The 13,947-nt window shown below is 61.2% G+C and carries 18 protein-coding genes and 1 tRNA gene; 5 read left to right on the top strand and 14 right to left on the bottom strand.

Features of this window, described 5'->3' with window-relative positions; translation table 11 throughout:
- Complete coding sequence (locus F2982_RS11555; RefSeq protein ID WP_130284199.1) at nt 1–1,416, top strand: lipopolysaccharide biosynthesis protein; 1,416 nt, start codon at nt 1–3, stop codon at nt 1,414–1,416.
- Nucleotides 1,416–2,693: a GNAT family N-acetyltransferase gene (locus F2982_RS11550; RefSeq protein ID WP_203427911.1), complete on the top strand. Its 1,278-nt coding sequence runs from the start codon at nt 1,416–1,418 to the stop codon at nt 2,691–2,693. Before F2982_RS11555 ends, F2982_RS11550 begins: the two co-directional genes overlap by 1 nt.
- Before the next feature lie 10 nt (nt 2,694–2,703).
- On the opposite strand, the gene F2982_RS11545 is transcribed toward F2982_RS11550, so the two are convergent.
- The gene (locus tag F2982_RS11545; protein WP_203427910.1) at nt 2,704–4,332 is read right to left on the bottom strand and encodes an AMP-binding protein; all 1,629 of its coding nucleotides are present in this window, start codon (nt 4,330–4,332) and stop codon (nt 2,704–2,706) included.
- 184 nt (nt 4,333–4,516) lie between these two features.
- Between F2982_RS11545 and F2982_RS11540 the strand changes: the two genes are divergently transcribed.
- On the top strand, nt 4,517–5,497 hold the full coding sequence (locus F2982_RS11540; RefSeq protein WP_203427909.1) for an aldo/keto reductase: 981 nt from the start codon (nt 4,517–4,519) through the stop codon (nt 5,495–5,497).
- Nucleotides 5,498–5,514: 17 nt separating this feature from the next.
- On the opposite strand, the gene F2982_RS11535 is transcribed toward F2982_RS11540, so the two are convergent.
- Complete coding sequence (locus F2982_RS11535) at nt 5,515–6,102, bottom strand: TetR/AcrR family transcriptional regulator (protein ID WP_112720237.1); 588 nt, start codon at nt 6,100–6,102, stop codon at nt 5,515–5,517.
- A gap of 126 nt (nt 6,103–6,228) precedes the next feature.
- Here F2982_RS11535 and F2982_RS11530 point away from each other — a divergent pair, with 126 nt between their 5' ends.
- Nucleotides 6,229–7,524, top strand: coding sequence for an MFS transporter (locus tag F2982_RS11530; protein WP_203427908.1), 1,296 nt, complete (start codon nt 6,229–6,231; stop codon nt 7,522–7,524).
- Nucleotides 7,525–7,642: 118 nt separating this feature from the next.
- Nucleotides 7,643–7,727 (top strand) — tRNA-Leu (locus tag F2982_RS11525).
- Between the two features lie 2 nt (nt 7,728–7,729).
- Here the strand turns inward: F2982_RS11525 and F2982_RS11520 are convergent.
- The 12 genes from F2982_RS11520 to dnaN form a co-directional block, all read right to left on the bottom strand.
- The gene (locus tag F2982_RS11520; protein WP_203427907.1) at nt 7,730–8,731 is read right to left on the bottom strand and encodes a tyrosine-type recombinase/integrase; all 1,002 of its coding nucleotides are present in this window, start codon (nt 8,729–8,731) and stop codon (nt 7,730–7,732) included.
- 103 nt (nt 8,732–8,834) lie between these two features.
- On the bottom strand, nt 8,835–9,014 hold the full coding sequence (locus F2982_RS11515) for a hypothetical protein (RefSeq protein WP_203427906.1): 180 nt from the start codon (nt 9,012–9,014) through the stop codon (nt 8,835–8,837).
- On the bottom strand, nt 9,011–9,220 hold the full coding sequence (locus F2982_RS11510) for a hypothetical protein (RefSeq protein ID WP_203427905.1): 210 nt from the start codon (nt 9,218–9,220) through the stop codon (nt 9,011–9,013). Before F2982_RS11510 ends, F2982_RS11515 begins: the two co-directional genes overlap by 4 nt.
- Nucleotides 9,217–9,810: a GNAT family N-acetyltransferase gene (locus F2982_RS11505; RefSeq protein ID WP_203427904.1), complete on the bottom strand. Its 594-nt coding sequence runs from the start codon at nt 9,808–9,810 to the stop codon at nt 9,217–9,219. The genes F2982_RS11510 and F2982_RS11505 overlap by 4 nt, the downstream gene beginning before the upstream one ends.
- Nucleotides 9,791–10,147, bottom strand: a complete 357-nt coding sequence (locus F2982_RS11500; protein ID WP_203427903.1) for a hypothetical protein — start codon at nt 10,145–10,147, stop codon at nt 9,791–9,793. The genes F2982_RS11505 and F2982_RS11500 overlap by 20 nt, the downstream gene beginning before the upstream one ends.
- The gene (locus F2982_RS11495) at nt 10,137–10,385 is read right to left on the bottom strand and encodes a hypothetical protein (RefSeq protein WP_203427902.1); all 249 of its coding nucleotides are present in this window, start codon (nt 10,383–10,385) and stop codon (nt 10,137–10,139) included. The genes F2982_RS11500 and F2982_RS11495 overlap by 11 nt, the downstream gene beginning before the upstream one ends.
- Nucleotides 10,382–10,627, bottom strand: coding sequence for a hypothetical protein (locus tag F2982_RS11490; RefSeq protein WP_203427901.1), 246 nt, complete (start codon nt 10,625–10,627; stop codon nt 10,382–10,384). Before F2982_RS11490 ends, F2982_RS11495 begins: the two co-directional genes overlap by 4 nt.
- Nucleotides 10,624–11,358 (bottom strand): hypothetical protein, encoded by a 735-nt coding sequence (locus tag F2982_RS11485; RefSeq protein WP_203427900.1) that lies wholly within the window; start codon nt 11,356–11,358, stop codon nt 10,624–10,626. Before F2982_RS11485 ends, F2982_RS11490 begins: the two co-directional genes overlap by 4 nt.
- Nucleotides 11,355–11,897 (bottom strand): hypothetical protein, encoded by a 543-nt coding sequence (locus F2982_RS11480; protein ID WP_203427899.1) that lies wholly within the window; start codon nt 11,895–11,897, stop codon nt 11,355–11,357. Before F2982_RS11480 ends, F2982_RS11485 begins: the two co-directional genes overlap by 4 nt.
- The gene (locus tag F2982_RS11475; RefSeq protein WP_203427898.1) at nt 11,897–12,214 is read right to left on the bottom strand and encodes a hypothetical protein; all 318 of its coding nucleotides are present in this window, start codon (nt 12,212–12,214) and stop codon (nt 11,897–11,899) included. Before F2982_RS11475 ends, F2982_RS11480 begins: the two co-directional genes overlap by 1 nt.
- The gene (locus F2982_RS11470) at nt 12,211–12,792 is read right to left on the bottom strand and encodes a DUF1643 domain-containing protein (protein WP_203427897.1); all 582 of its coding nucleotides are present in this window, start codon (nt 12,790–12,792) and stop codon (nt 12,211–12,213) included. Before F2982_RS11470 ends, F2982_RS11475 begins: the two co-directional genes overlap by 4 nt.
- Complete coding sequence (gene dnaN, locus F2982_RS11465) at nt 12,789–13,946, bottom strand: DNA polymerase III subunit beta (RefSeq protein ID WP_203427896.1); 1,158 nt, start codon at nt 13,944–13,946, stop codon at nt 12,789–12,791. The genes F2982_RS11470 and dnaN overlap by 4 nt, the downstream gene beginning before the upstream one ends.
- Nucleotide 13,947 lies beyond the last annotated feature (1 nt).

Here is a 13,947-nt window from a genome sequence, read left to right as displayed (position 1 = left end):
ATGGCAGTCATTGAAACAGCTGAAAGAATGCTGCCCGCCAGCTTGCGTCCGGCCGGCAGCCGTCTTCTACGCATGCTCGCTGCCGTCCTGACCGAACGTGACGGCAAGGCGGCCGCCCAGCGCATGGCGCTGACCGCTTTCGCAATCCGCATTCTGAGCGCCGCCCTCGCCTTCGTTTCCCAGATCATCCTGGCGCGCCTGATGGGCGAGTGGGAATATGGCATCTTCGTCTTCATCTGGGTGCTGATCGTTCTCTTCGGCGATCTCTCCTGCCTCGGCTTCCACACCGCGATCGTCCGCTTCCTGCCGCAATACAAGGCATCCGGCGCCTTCGAGGAAATCCGCGGCCTGACGGGGACCGCCCGCATCTTCGCCATCCTCTCCGGCTCGCTGCTGATGGTCGCGGGCATGGTTGGCCTGCATTTCTTCGGCGACAAGATCGAGATCTACTATCTGATCCCCGGCTTCCTCGGCCTGCTCGCGCTGCCGATGATCGCGCTCGGCGATATCCTGGAAGGCACCTCGCGCGCCAACCATTGGCCGGTCATGGCGCTGAGCCCGGTCTACATCGTCCGACCGATCCTGATCATCCTCTTCATGCTGATCGCCAACGCCATGGGCGCCGAGCATACGGCGGTCGTTGCGATGCAGTCCGCCCTGCTCGCAACCTATGTCACGGCGCTCGGTCAGTATGTGGCAACGCTGCTGCGCCTGCGCCGCCACTACGACACCGGCCAGCGCAAGGTGGATTTCATCGCCTGGCTCAGCGTCGCCTTCCCGATCTTCCTGATCGAGGGTGCGAGCTTCCTGCTCACCAATTCCGACGTCGTCATCGTTGGCATCTTCCTCGAGCCGCATGACGTCGCGATCTATTTCGCCGCCGCCAAGACCATGGCGCTGGTGCAGTTCATCATGTTCTCGGTGAAGGCGGCATCCGGCCCCCGCTTCTCCAGCATCATCGCGGGCGGCACCCGGGCCGAGCTTGCCGTTGCTGCTGCCGATGCCGCCCGCTGGACCTTCTGGCCGGCGCTCGGTATCGGCCTCTGCGTCCTGGCCGCCGGCCATCTGCTTCTCTCGCTCTTCGGCGGCGCCTTCACTGCCGGTTATGTGCTGATGGCGATCCTGCTTGCCGGCATCCTCGCCAAGGCGCTGGTCGGCCCGGCCGAAACGCTGCTGATGATGGCGGGCAAGCAGAACCTCTGCGCCGCCCTCTATGCCGGCGCGCTGACGGCAAACATCACGCTCAACCTGACCCTCATCCCTCACCTCGGAACCGTCGGCACCGCGATCGCCACGGCATCGGCCATGGCTGTCGAGGCGACACTTCTCCACATCGCCGTGCGGCGCACGCTCGGCATCGTTCTCTTTGCATTCAGCCGCCCGGCAACGGCGCAGGCAGACAGGAAGGCCCATTGATGGTGCGCACTCCTCCGAATACCGAGTCCACGGACGCCACGACGAACCGCATGGTCCATGAGCTCGCCTCCTTGAATTTCGACGGACCGCAGGCGGAAGCCCGCGTCGAGGTCGGCCGCGCCGGCCGCGAGCTCTGCGTCTATCCCGGCAAGCTTGGCTATGAGCTGCAGGACGAGCTCGACTTCCTTTCGAACCGCGCGATCGAGCCGAACGTCTTCTTCACCGGCCGCTTCCTGGCGCCCGCCATGCCGCGCCTCGACGACAGGCAGGTGAGCTTCGCCCTGATGCGCGACACCGCCAGCAACCGCAGCCGCATGCGCTTCCTGATGCCCTTCTCCGTCGAGAAGCCGGGCTTTGCCGTCGGCCCCTCGATCATCCGCGGTTGGTCGAACAGCTTTGCGCCGCTCGGCACTCCGCTCGTCGATGCCGAGGATGCCGCCGAGACGCTCGATAACCTGTTCGAAGGCCTGACGGCCCGCGACCTGCGACTGCCGCAGATCCTCGTGCTGCCTGATCTGAGGCTCAACGGCATCTTCGCCCGGCTGGTGAAGGCCGTCGCTCTCGGCCGCAACCTGCCGCTGACAATCACCAATCCCTTCGAGCGCCCAATGCTGGAGAGCGAGGAAGATGCCGTCGCCTATCTCGCAAGCTCCGTCTCCTCCTCGCACATGCGCGAGATGCGCCGCCAATGGCGCCTGCTCGAGGACAAGGGCACCGTGACCTACAGCGTCGCCCGCCAGCCGCGCGACGTGCATATGCGTTTCGAAGAATTCCTGGCGATGGAAGCCGGCGGCTGGAAGGGCAAGAAGCGCAGCGCGCTCGTCACCGACCGCTATCACACCGCCTTCGCCCGCGAAGCCGTTTCCAATCTCGCCGCCATCGACGCCGTGCGTATCCATACGATCGACTTCAACGGCAAGGCGATCGCCGCGATCGTCGTGCTGATGATGGGCGGCGAAGCCTATACCTGGAAGACGGCCTATGACGAGGAGTTCGCCCGCTTTTCGCCCGGCAAGCTGCTGATGGGTGAACTGACGGAATGGCATCTCGACGACGCCAACATCGTCCGCTCGGATTCCTGCGCCATCCCCGATCATCCGATCATGAGCCGCTTCTGGAAGGAACGCGAGGACATGGGAACGCTGGTCATCGGCCTTAACCAGAACGGCGACCGCGATGTCCGCCAGGCGGTCACCCAGCTTCACATGTACCGCAACACCCGCAATATGGCGAAGATGCTGCGCGCCAAGATCATGTCGCTGGCAGGCCGCGGCTAAACTGCTGAGCCTACGCAGCTTCGGCCGCTGCCCGCTCGCGCAGCAGGCGGCGGATCACTTTGCCCGTCGTCGTCAGCGGCAGTGAATCGACGAACTCCACCTCGCGTGGATATTCATGCATCGAAAGCCGCATCTTCACCCAGTCGCGGATTTCGGCGGCAAGCTCGGCGCCGGCGCTAACGCCGGGTACCAGGACCACATAGGCCTTGACGATCTCGGTGCGAACCGGATCCGGCTTGCCGACGGCAGCCGCCAGCTGAACGGCCGGATGCCCGGACAGGCAGTCCTCGATCTCGGCAGGCCCGATCCGGTATCCCGAGGAGGTAATGACATCATCATCCCGCCCCTCGAAGGTGATGAACCCTTCCGCATCCTGATGTGCGAGATCGCCCGTCAGCAGCCAGCCATTCGCAAACTTGCGCTCCGTCGCCTCCGGATCGTTCCAGTATCCCAGAAACATCACCGGATCCGGCGCCTTGACGCCGATCTGGCCTGTCTCGCCCACTGGCAATTCGTTGCCGCGATCATCGACGACGGCAACCCGGTGCCCCGGCGATGGACGTCCGATCGCGCCGGCTTTGGAAACACCGGCGGCCCGGCTTGAGGAGATGACGAAGTTGCACTCCGTCTGGCCGTAGAATTCGTTGACCGTGATGCCGAGCGTATCGCGTGCCCAGACATAGGTTTCGCGCCCGAGGGATTCGCCGGCAGAACCGATCGTCCGCAGATTGAGCTTGTGCGCCAGATACGGATCACCGGCCGCCTTCAGCAGCCGCAGCGCCGTCGGCGGAATGAACGCATTGCGCACCTGCATCTCGGCCATAATGCGGTAGGCCGTACCGGCATCGAACTTCTGCGCCGGAGACGAGACGACGGGGACGCCAAGCAACAGGCTCGGCAGCAGCGCATTGAGCAAGCCGCCCGCCCAGGCCCAGTCCGACGGCGTCCAGACCTTGTCCCCCGCCTGCGGAAATCCTTCATGGGCAAACTGCATGCCGGGAATATGCCCGGCGAGCACGCGATGCCCATGCAGCGCACCCTTCGGCGCTCCCGTCGTGCCCGAGGTAAAGATCATCAGCGCCGGATCGTCTGGCCCCGTATCGACCACCTCGAAGACCGGCGGATGCGAAGCGACGAGCTCGTCAAATGCCAGTGCCTCTCCGCCATCGATCGAAATCACCGTATTCAGATCAGGCAGGCGATCGCGGATCTCTGATATTCGCGCCATGCCGAAAGCATTGGTGATGACGGCGGACGCACCCGCGGTTTTCAGCCTGTATTCCAGCGCCTCGACACCGAAGAGCAACGCCAGCGGCAGCGCAATCGCGCCCATCTTGTAGATCGCCACATGCGAGATGACAGTCGCAAAGGATTGCGGCAGCAGCAACGCCACGCGGTCCCCCCGCCGGATGCCGAGCGATACAAGCCCATTGGCAAGCGATGCCGACCGTGCCGACAGTTCGCCATAGGTCATCGAGGGGTGCTGGCCGCCGGGATCGAAATGTTCAAGACAGATCCGGTCGGGCTCGATCTTCGCCCAGTCGTCGCTGACGGCACGGCCCATATTGAAATCATCGGGGATGTCCCACGCAAAATCGCGGTAGAGATCGTCATAGCGATCGAAGCGGGGCAATTTCATAGGCTAGTTCCGGTCAATGCTGCACCAGCTAACACCCGCAGGCGCGCGAGTGCAAGCGCGAGCATTGAAGGCACCCTTCGGCCGGTCATCGAAATTTATGCGCGATGCTTGCTGACTTTTGTCGCCGCTCCGCCCTAAATTGATCTTCAGGCGGCGGGCGGAATTCAATCACGGAGTCATTTCAATGGATTATGTAAAACTAGGCAAGACGGGCCTCGAAGTTTCAAAGATCTGCCTGGGCTGCATGACCTTCGGCGATCCCCGCCGCGGCAATCATGCCTGGACGCTCGGCGAAGAGGAAAGCCGCACGATCCTCAAGCAGGCAATCGATCTCGGCATCAACTTCCTCGATACGGCCAATACCTATTCCGACGGCTCCTCCGAAGAAATCGTCGGCCGGGCCATCAAGAGCTTTTCCAAGCGCGAAGACATCGTGCTTGCCACCAAGGTCTTCAACCGCATGCGCCCCGGCCCGAACGGCGCTGGCCTGTCGCGCAAGGCGATCTTCGACGAGATCGACAACAGCCTGCGCCGCCTCGGCACCGATTATGTCGACCTCTACCAGATCCATCGCTTCGACTATTCGACCCCGATCGAGGAAACGCTGGAGGCGCTGCATGACGTCGTGAAGGCCGGCAAGGCCCGCTATATCGGCGCCTCCTCGATGCATGCCTGGCAATTCGCCAAAATGGTCTACACCGCGCGCCTCAATGGCTGGACGGAGTTCGTCAGCATGCAGGACCACGTCAACCTGCTCTACCGCGAGGAAGAGCGCGAGATGCTGCCCTTCTGCCAGGACCAGAAGATCGCCGTCATCCCCTGGAGCCCGCTTGCCCGCGGACGCCTGACGCGGGACTGGGACGAGCAGACAGCCCGCACCGAAAGCGACGAATTCGGCAAGACGCTCTACCGGCAGGCCGAAGATTCCGACCGCAAGATCATCGATGCCGTCGGCCGTCTCGCCAAGGAACACGGCGTTCCCCGCGCGCAGATCGCCACCGCCTGGATCCTGCAGAAGAGCGCCATCACCGCCCCGATCATCGGCGCCTCACGCCCCGGCCACCTCAGCGACGCGGTTGCCGCGCTTGCCGTCAAGCTGACGCCGGAGGAAGTGGCGATGCTGGAGGAACCCTACGTTCCGCACCGCGTCGAAGGCTTCAAGTAAGACACTCGCGCGGCGCCTCAGATTTCGAGAGGCGCCGTCGCCGGCGACAGCTTCTGGCGCGTGGTCGAGAGAAACTGCGCGGCAAGCTCGCGGCTCTCGACAGCCCTTGCCAGGCTGACAGCCCCCATCATCGATGACAGGGTTGTAAAGCCGTTCTTGCGCCGCTCTTCCGGCGTATCGCCGGGCACGACTTCGGCGAGGATCGAGACGAGCATCGAGAGCCCGTCATTGAAGATTTCCCGCACGGCACCCTTGCTGCGGGCAACTTCGTCCATCAGCGATACGAAAACACAACTGTTGCCGGGATCGTCGACTGCGCACCATGAGACATAGTGCTCCAGCAGCGCCTCGAGGGGACGGTGCGGCGAGCCTGCGATCAATTCCTTCCAGCGCACCTCGACGCGGGCCACCAGTGCGCGGCTGACCTCGATCTGCAACTCGTCCTTCGACTGGAAGTGACCGTAGAACCCTCCATGCGTCAGCCCGCAGGACTTCATGATGTCGGCGACACCGACGCCATCGAAGCCGTTTTCGCGAAACATCACCCCGGCGGCCTCGATGATCTTCTGGCGGTTTTCGGCAAATTTTTCGCGGCTCACGCGCATTGCAGCAATTCCTGAAATTGGTCGCTTGACAATTTATATGATGCCAATCATCAATACGCAACAAATATGATGACCATCATCTAAATCGGTGATGTATTGATCAGCCCTCTGAATGGATGACGCCTCATGGTATCGACAGCGCTTGCCTCCACCCTCGCCCGGCGAAACATTCATTACGGATGGATCATCGTCGCCGCCACCTTCCTGACCATGCTGGTAACGGCCGGCGCCATGGGCGCACCCGGCGTCCTCATCAAGCCGCTGCAGGATGAATTCGGCTGGGAAACCTCGCAGATCTCCTCGGCCTTGGCGATCCGCCTGATCCTCTTCGGTCTGATGGGTCCGTTCGCCGCCGCCTTCATGAATTATTTCGGCGTCCGCAAGGTCATCGTCTTCGCCCTCGGCCTGATCGGCGTTGGCTTCATCGGCTCGCTGTTCATGACCTCGCTCTGGCAGCTTCTGGTGCTCTGGGGCATCGTCGTCGGCTTCGGCACCGGCCTGACGGCGATGGTGCTGGCAGCAACAGTCTCCGCCCGCTGGTTCACCAAGCATCGCGGCCTCGTCGTCGGCATGCTCTCGGCTAGCTCGGCAACCGGCCAGCTGGTCTTCCTGCCGCTGATGGCCGAGCTGACGGAGCGCTACGGCTGGCGCTCGACGGTGTTCTTCGTCTGCGCCATGATAATGGTCGCAGCCCTCGTCGTCCTGCTCTTCATGCGCGACCGCCCGTCGGACCTGAACCTACCGTCCGTCGGCGAGGCGCATGTGACGGCCGCTCCGGCCCGCGGCACGCTGATCGACGCCTTGAAGATGCCTCTCGTCATTCTCCGGGAAGTCTCGACGACCTCGACCTTCTGGATCCTGTTTGCCACCTTCTTCATCTGCGGCCTCAGCACCAACGGCCTGATCCAGACGCATTTCGTCACCCTCTGCGGCGATTTCGGCATCCTGCCTGTGGCCGCCGCCAGCGTTCTCGCCGTGATGGGCATCTTCGATTTCTTCGGCACGATCGGCTCCGGCTGGCTTTCCGACCGCTTCGATAACCGCTGGCTGCTTTTCTGGTATTACGGCCTGCGCGGCCTCTCACTGCTCTTCCTGCCCTTCAGCGATTTCACCTTCTACGGCCTGTCGATCTTCGCCGTCTTCTACGGCCTCGACTGGATCGCCACGGTCCCGCCGACCGTGAAGATCGCCGCCGACCGCTTCGGCAAGGAAAAGGTCGGCCTCGTCTTCGGCTGGGTCTTCGCCGGTCACCAGCTGGGTGCCGCGACCGCTGCCTACGGCGCCGGCCTGTCGCGCACCGAGCTGCAGAGCTTCCTCCCCGCGTTCTTCATCGCCGGCGCCTTCTGCCTGCTCGCCTCGATCCTGGCGATCACGCTCAAGAAGTCCGGCCAGGGCAGCGCCGGAGAGGCCATCGCCCACTAACGAAAATGGCTTCCGGCGCGCCTGCGCCGGAAGCCATATCAAATCAGCCGGATAACACCGCCCACCGTCTTGCATGCGCGGGCGCCTGCATGTTAGACACCCGCCCGTTACTATCCGTGCCCCATTGGCGGAATTGGTAGACGCGCTCGACTCAAAATCGAGTTTCGAAAGAAGTGCTGGTTCGACCCCGGCATGGGGCACCACTTTACTTAGCGGCCTTTGATTTCATTGTGGAATTCGCGATATTCCCCGCACTGGGATTGAGGTGCGGGGAAAGTTCCTTCTCGATCTGTTCTGCAACCAATTGAGAAGCTTTGACGCCGAGTCGCTTGCGATCGGCCTTTTTCGTGTAGGTTTCGGCCTGCCGCGAGGTCGCCCAACCGTACTGCGCCATGAGCTCGTGCGACGAGGCGCCGGCGTTTGCCGCCATGGTCGCCGACAATTTTCTCACTCCGTGGGCGCTCTTGAAGACCCCGGCCTTTCGGCAGTGCTTCCGGAACCAGTTCCCAAATGACTCGACTGTGAACGGCGTTCCGTGTTCGCTGATGATGAAGTTCAGGTCGCCGGTCTTCGTCTGGCTGATCACGTCCAGGAGGCGCTGAGGAAACTCGACCGTGACCTCGGTGTTCGTCTTCTTAGTCCTGATCGAGAAGACGTTGCCTGTCATGTGCTGCCTGCCGGCGCGAACAATGTCGGATCTGCGGAGCCCGGAGAACATGAGTAGTTCGAGCGCCAGCCGCTGCATCGACCCGATCGGCCACTTGACGCAGAAAAGATGCACGTCCTCTGATGTCCACGGTTCGAAGCCGTCAGTCTTGTCGCTGAGACGATCAACGCCATGCGTTGGATCGAATACGGCAAGCTCACTCTTAACGGCCCACTCATAGACGCCCCTCACCGCTTTCAAGAAGCAATTGGCTTGCGCTGGCGTGTGAGAGCGGCGCTCGATCGCACGCTCGATGTCCTGCTTGGATACGTCGGCGAAGGCCGACTTGCCTGCTTTTTCAAGAAAGTTGGTGAAGATGTTGCTGCGCTGCTTCCGGGTGGAAACTGATAGGTCTGACCAAACGCGGCTTTCCATGTAGCGATCAACCAGCCACTGCAGAGACCGCTTATCCTTCACTTCCTTTCGCGTTCGGACTGGCGTGCCTGCGCATATCCTCTTGTACTCCGCCTCGAAATCTGACGTTCCCGGCTCGGCACGCATGCGGGTCCTGGGCCTTTACCTTCTCGGTAATAGTAGACCCAATTTCCGTGGCGGTTTTTCTCTTTGATGACGTTCAGAGGGAGTTTGCGCGGCATGTCGTGCATTAAAGATCAATTCCCCCTTTGGGTGCAAACGGATTCCTCTCCTGCTGCTTTGCCGCCGCGGCCGGCAGAACCCTGACAATACGACCGTCGATTTCGATCTCGACGCATACGTTCTGTTCGTTGGCGACCGCAGCCATGCGCTTCAGGTCGGATTGCTTGACGACAGCCGTAGCGGTCATTGCGGCGCCTCCATCTCTTTCGCGCGCTGCGCTGCCATCGCCGTCCAGACCTCGCGGGCCATATCGACGAGCTGCTGATCTGTCGTCGTCCCGAGCGCAATGGCGAGGACAGCGGCGCCGTGGCGCTCCATTTCTGACGAAGGTGCGCCTGCCACGAGGCGGACGATCGCAGACTTGCGGCGACCGGATCTGGTGCGGTCGCTCATTCTGCGTTTTTCCTCTCTTCAGGAGGTGGGAGATCAACCGGTCGCTTGCCCGGAAGCCAATCGCGAAGGCGATATTCGTAATGGACGGCGACCTGTTTCCGTCCTTGAGCTTCAAAGGCTGCTTGAGCCGCCTTGTTCAGCACATGGGTACCGCTGTCGATCGATAAAATATCGCCACGCATCTTCCCCCTCTCGACGAGGGTTTCGAAGAGGATGGTATGAACCCCGAGGCGACGATAGTTCGGTAAGGTGTAGGCGAGTAGTATGAACCACGCGCACCGCTGCTGGTCATACCGATAGACAAGGAAGCCCTTGGTTGCCCCCTCCTCATCGTGGCAAATTAGGCATGGGTCATTCCAGAGCGGAGACTGGTAAGGATGAAAGCTGAAACCGGCTTGATCCAAATTTATGACTGCGGTCGGGATAAGGGGCCACGCAGGAGAGTGACCGCAGTCCTCGAAATACGATACAACATGCATCGTTTCGCCTGATCCTTCTGACTTGCTGACGTTCTTGTCGAGTGCGCGGTTGAGGGTAAAACTCATGCGTTTTTCCTCGAGCAGGGCAATTTTATCGGCTTCGCTCCCCACCACATGTCTCTACGGGCGGTGGGGGCTCGACCTGTTCGTAGGTGGCTTCAAAGATGTCGGGTTTGCAGGGGTATAGCTCGCCCTTCACGCCTTTGATGATCCAGTCGCCTACGCTGGCTACATGCTTTGCCTCGCCGTTCGGGCCGTCCTCCAGCGTCTTGATATGCCAGTCTTTGCCCTCGTGCATGCTGGTGAAGTCTTGCCATTTGTCCTGCGCTATATCGCGCTTGAGATCAGGCGCGCCGTGCATAAAGGTGTAGACCTCCAGCACGTTTTTGCCTGTCCACTGTACGGCGTCGATCTCGACTGGCTTCTTGCGGAAACGTTTAGCGGCCACGATCTGGTACCTCCCCAGGGCGGTTGAAAATCATCATTGCGAAATTGCCGATATCGACCGGATCGAGGACAGGTCTGGAGTGAATTTGCTCAGCAAGCTTTGCGGTGAGGTAGTCGATCGGGCATTGGGTTGGGTCGCACCAGCCGCTGAAGCCTTCGTTGCGCTTTTCGGCAAGTTTTTCCTTCATCGCTGCGGCGAAGCGGTCAACGGCGATGTCATCAGGGTGTGGCTTGCTCATCCCTCTACCTCCGCAGAGAGAGCGGCGCGGGCTTCCACCTGCCACCACAGCAAGCCAGTGGTCTGCGTTGGGCTTGAGATTTTCGTCAGCGCGGCGCGTAGCCGGTCAATCTCAGAAGCCTGCTCGGCCAGATTGGTGGCAGCGTATTCCAAGCAGTCAGCATCAACTGAGTTTCCGCTGCTAGCCCTGATTTCGGCTGCCCATCCTGTGAGAAAGGTGATGCTGTCGTTGACGTTTCTCATCCCTGCGCCTCCGAAGTTGAGGCCAAGGCAGCGCGGATGTGCTCGACGAGGTCCATATCCTCGTCGCATACTGAATGCTCAAGTTTATTGAAATCGAACATCGCGATCAGCTGATCGCAGAAGTCCCGAAATTGGTGCTCGCTCCCCACCACATGAGGCACAGAGGCAATCGCGCGCATAACGGCGTCCGTCTGCCATGTCGTCAGGTGGCGGTCGCCCTTGACGCCCTCAGTCGCGCCGGGGTCGAAAATGGCGCCAGCAATGCGTTTCCGGAGATCATCGATCCCCACCAAACGAGGTGCGGCTGATATGCCCCACTCCTGATCTCGGCCTGTCTTCTCCGCATCGTGCAGCAGATTGAGCGTTTCGAAGCGGTCAACGATGCGCTGGATCATCTCGGCAGGGCCGGGAGTGTGCCGGTCCGGATCATGATCGGTGCAATAGCGGTACTCGCCATCGCCGCCGGTCAGCTGATCGATCTGCTGGACAGCTTCGGAATAGCCATCACGCTTGCCGATTTCGTAGGTTTCGTCGTCATCGGCGCTCCCCAGCAAATGTGAAATGGGGGATGGGTAGGAGCCGCTCGCATAGTCGTTCAGGACATCTGCGAAGTGTTTGCGTAGCCCTGCGACCGCGTGCTCCGAAAGGGTTCCGCTGGAGTTGCCAGCGGCCAGCCAGCGAACGTATTCTTCCGTCGCCATCGCCGCAAATTTTTCAATATCTTTGGTCACGCGCTCACCCTCAGCCATGTTTTGAAATCAGACCGCAGCGCTTTCCAGCGCTTTGCGGCGTTCTCGTCGTCGTTCAACTCAGCCATCGATGTGATGGCGAGGATGGATCGGACACGCGTTTTCACGCGCTCGGTATCGCCAGCGTCCTGCAGCTGGTGCCGCTCGATCAGGAACTGGCGGAATGCGCGGTCGTTGGCGCACATCATCGCGCAGTTGGCGGCAAAGTTCTTCTCGGCGGCCTCGCGTTCCCGGCGCTCGATCTCGCGAGGATCTTCCGGCGGCACTAGGCTATGCAGCTTGTCAGCTGCCCGCTTCAGCATCGCCAAGAGAAAGGCGACATCGTCATGCGCGTGCACGAGGAAGTCGCGATCGGTATAGCCGCAATCTTCCAAGAGCCCGACGATCGCAACTGGCGGCGTTCGAGGAACGAGGACTGCATGCAACTCCAGACCAGAGCCGCCAACCTGCCAGTCCTTGCTCGCCTGCTCATGTCGTAAGCGTATGGCGCCCAGCCGCTCTTTCTCTTCGACTGTAGCCATCAGCGATCGAACTCCAGGGGGACGATGCTAAGGCGATCTGCGACGATCGGGTAAAACGTCAGGAGCCATTCATGATGATCGGTCTCTGACATATGCTGAAACCATGGGAAATCTTCAGCCCAGCAGTCCGTTTCTTCAGCAAGCGCATACGCTGCTGCATGGCATTCGACGTGGCAGTGATGCGAGTAAAAGTAACCGTCGAACTTTCCGGCGCCGTAGTGTGCCGGGCTTCCAGCATCGATCATGGTGTTGCACTGCTCGCAACGATGCGGCTTGCGGGTAGACTTGATCGTCCTGTCGCAATGAAATTCAATCATAGTGACACCTCCGCCGCGCGTTGAAACGGGATCGGTTGTTGGTCGCGCGGAATACGATGGACGCCGCGCGCCATCGGGTGCTTCGGGAAGCCGTCCTTCGTTAGGCCCAGGCAGACGAGATCAACCGTGTGCTTCTTCGCCAGAATGCAAAGCCAGTCCTGACCGCCAAGCAGGTCGCGCGGCCCCGCGTGGTGCGCGCCGTTGGCGCCCCATGCGGCGAGCATCGGCGTGTTTTGCGCTCGGGCTATCCCGAGGGCGGTTGCGATGGCGTCCTCGTTCTTCGGTCCGCGCGGATAGGTCTGCGCCATCATGACGACCGGGCTCGACGAGCGAAACGCGAACAGGTTGACGACCATCAGGCCGCCGTATCCCCAGACCTTGCCGAAATGGATCAGCGTGCGGATTGTCGGATCGTCGATATCGGCATCTGCCGTCGATGGGTTCAGCATGCAGGTGACGAGAAGCGGCGCACCCTTCTGCCAGACGCGCGTCAGCTCGTAGCGATAGAGGCCGCAATCAGAGATGAGCGCGGTCTTTTTCATTTCCGGCTCGGAGCCGTACAGCGACAGCTGGGTCATGCCGCTTCTCCTTCGAGTAGCGCCGCCGAGGTTCCGCGCATACGCACGACACCCGCCATCATGATTGTGCGATCGTCACCAACTGGGCGGATATATGCCGGAACCTTGCCGGCGCCGACGACAATCTCGACTTCGTCGCGGTCCAGGTGTTCAAGCGCGGCAATGATATGCCGGCCGTTGTAGCCCTGGCAGATTTCGCCGGGGCAGACGGCTGCGATCTCGTCGTCCGCCTCACCGTGGGAATCGTCGCTCGAATGCAGGACGAGCTTGCCTTCGCTGAAATCGAAGACGACGCCGCTCATCTTGTCGGGACTGACCGTCAGGACTCGAGCGAGGGCAGATGACAGCGCCTGCGCGCTGATGATCACTCGCAGACTGTCCGGATGCGGCATCAGCGGCTTGTATGGGAGGAAGTGACCATCGACGAGTTTCGAGGTGACGACGGCTCCATCGGTGGCAACGCGGATGCGATCCTCCGAAAGATCGATGGTCACGTCTTCTTTCTTGTCGAGGATGCGCGCGATCGCCGAGACGGCTGCGTTGGGTATCGTGACCCCCGGAACGCCGTATAGATCCTGATCGAACTCCAGCGCCGACAGGGTGCGGCGCGCCAGACGATTGCCGTCAGAGGCGACAACGACGAGGCCGTCCTTCTCCGGGTCGAGGCGAACACCGCACAGAGCATATCGCTGCTCGTTGGTTTCAGCGGCAAACGAGACCGTCTTGAGAGCCTTCAGGAAGTGGTCGGCGCTCAGGCTCAACTGGTGAGGAAGATCGCCCGAAGGCATCGCCGGGAAATCGCGAGCGGGCAGGACCGGCAGCTTTGTTCGGAATTTGCCCGAGGTGATCCTGATATCGCTGAGCTTCCCGCCGGAATAGACGGCGTCGATCGTCACATTAAAGCCGTCAGCGATATTCTTGACGATGCTGACCAAGAGCTTTGCAGGGCACGCGAACGGCTCGAAATCCCGTGCGATCTCAGCTGCGAAGCTGGCGCTGATCTCCTGATCGAGGTTGGTGCCAGTGACAGTCATTCGGTCGCCGTCCCGGTCGAAGAGGACATGCGTAAGCACGGGGATTTTTGCCCCGTTGTTGACCGCGTCATTGGCGATTGAGAGTGCCGCGGCGATAGCTGCCTTTTCGGTGACGAACATC

Origin of the sequence: Rhizobium sp. BG4 (assembly GCF_016864575.1) — a bacterium.
Lineage (GTDB): Bacteria > Pseudomonadota > Alphaproteobacteria > Rhizobiales > Rhizobiaceae > Rhizobium.
This window is presented reverse-complemented; position numbering and strand designations above follow the sequence as displayed.

Coding starts and splice junctions, on each gene's coding strand:
- F2982_RS11535 (WP_112720237.1), bottom strand. CDS start 6,102: ATGCGCGTGAGCCGCGAAAAATTTGCCGAAAACCGCCAGAAGATCATC.
- F2982_RS11545 (WP_203427910.1), bottom strand. CDS start 4,332: ATGAAATTGCCCCGCTTCGATCGCTATGACGATCTCTACCGCGATTTT.
- F2982_RS11550 (WP_203427911.1), top strand. CDS start 1,416: ATGGTGCGCACTCCTCCGAATACCGAGTCCACGGACGCCACGACGAAC.
- F2982_RS11540 (WP_203427909.1), top strand. CDS start 4,517: ATGGATTATGTAAAACTAGGCAAGACGGGCCTCGAAGTTTCAAAGATC.
- F2982_RS11490 (WP_203427901.1), bottom strand. CDS start 10,627: ATGAGAAACGTCAACGACAGCATCACCTTTCTCACAGGATGGGCAGCC.
- F2982_RS11555 (WP_130284199.1), top strand. CDS start 1: ATGGCAGTCATTGAAACAGCTGAAAGAATGCTGCCCGCCAGCTTGCGT.
- F2982_RS11530 (WP_203427908.1), top strand. CDS start 6,229: ATGGTATCGACAGCGCTTGCCTCCACCCTCGCCCGGCGAAACATTCAT.
- F2982_RS11515 (WP_203427906.1), bottom strand. CDS start 9,014: ATGACCGCTACGGCTGTCGTCAAGCAATCCGACCTGAAGCGCATGGCT.
- F2982_RS11480 (WP_203427899.1), bottom strand. CDS start 11,897: ATGGCTACAGTCGAAGAGAAAGAGCGGCTGGGCGCCATACGCTTACGA.
- F2982_RS11470 (WP_203427897.1), bottom strand. CDS start 12,792: ATGACCCAGCTGTCGCTGTACGGCTCCGAGCCGGAAATGAAAAAGACC.
- F2982_RS11475 (WP_203427898.1), bottom strand. CDS start 12,214: ATGATTGAATTTCATTGCGACAGGACGATCAAGTCTACCCGCAAGCCG.
- F2982_RS11495 (WP_203427902.1), bottom strand. CDS start 10,385: ATGAGCAAGCCACACCCTGATGACATCGCCGTTGACCGCTTCGCCGCA.
- F2982_RS11510 (WP_203427905.1), bottom strand. CDS start 9,220: ATGAGCGACCGCACCAGATCCGGTCGCCGCAAGTCTGCGATCGTCCGC.
- dnaN (WP_203427896.1), bottom strand. CDS start 13,946: ATGTTCGTCACCGAAAAGGCAGCTATCGCCGCGGCACTCTCAATCGCC.
- F2982_RS11520 (WP_203427907.1), bottom strand. CDS start 8,731: ATGCGTGCCGAGCCGGGAACGTCAGATTTCGAGGCGGAGTACAAGAGG.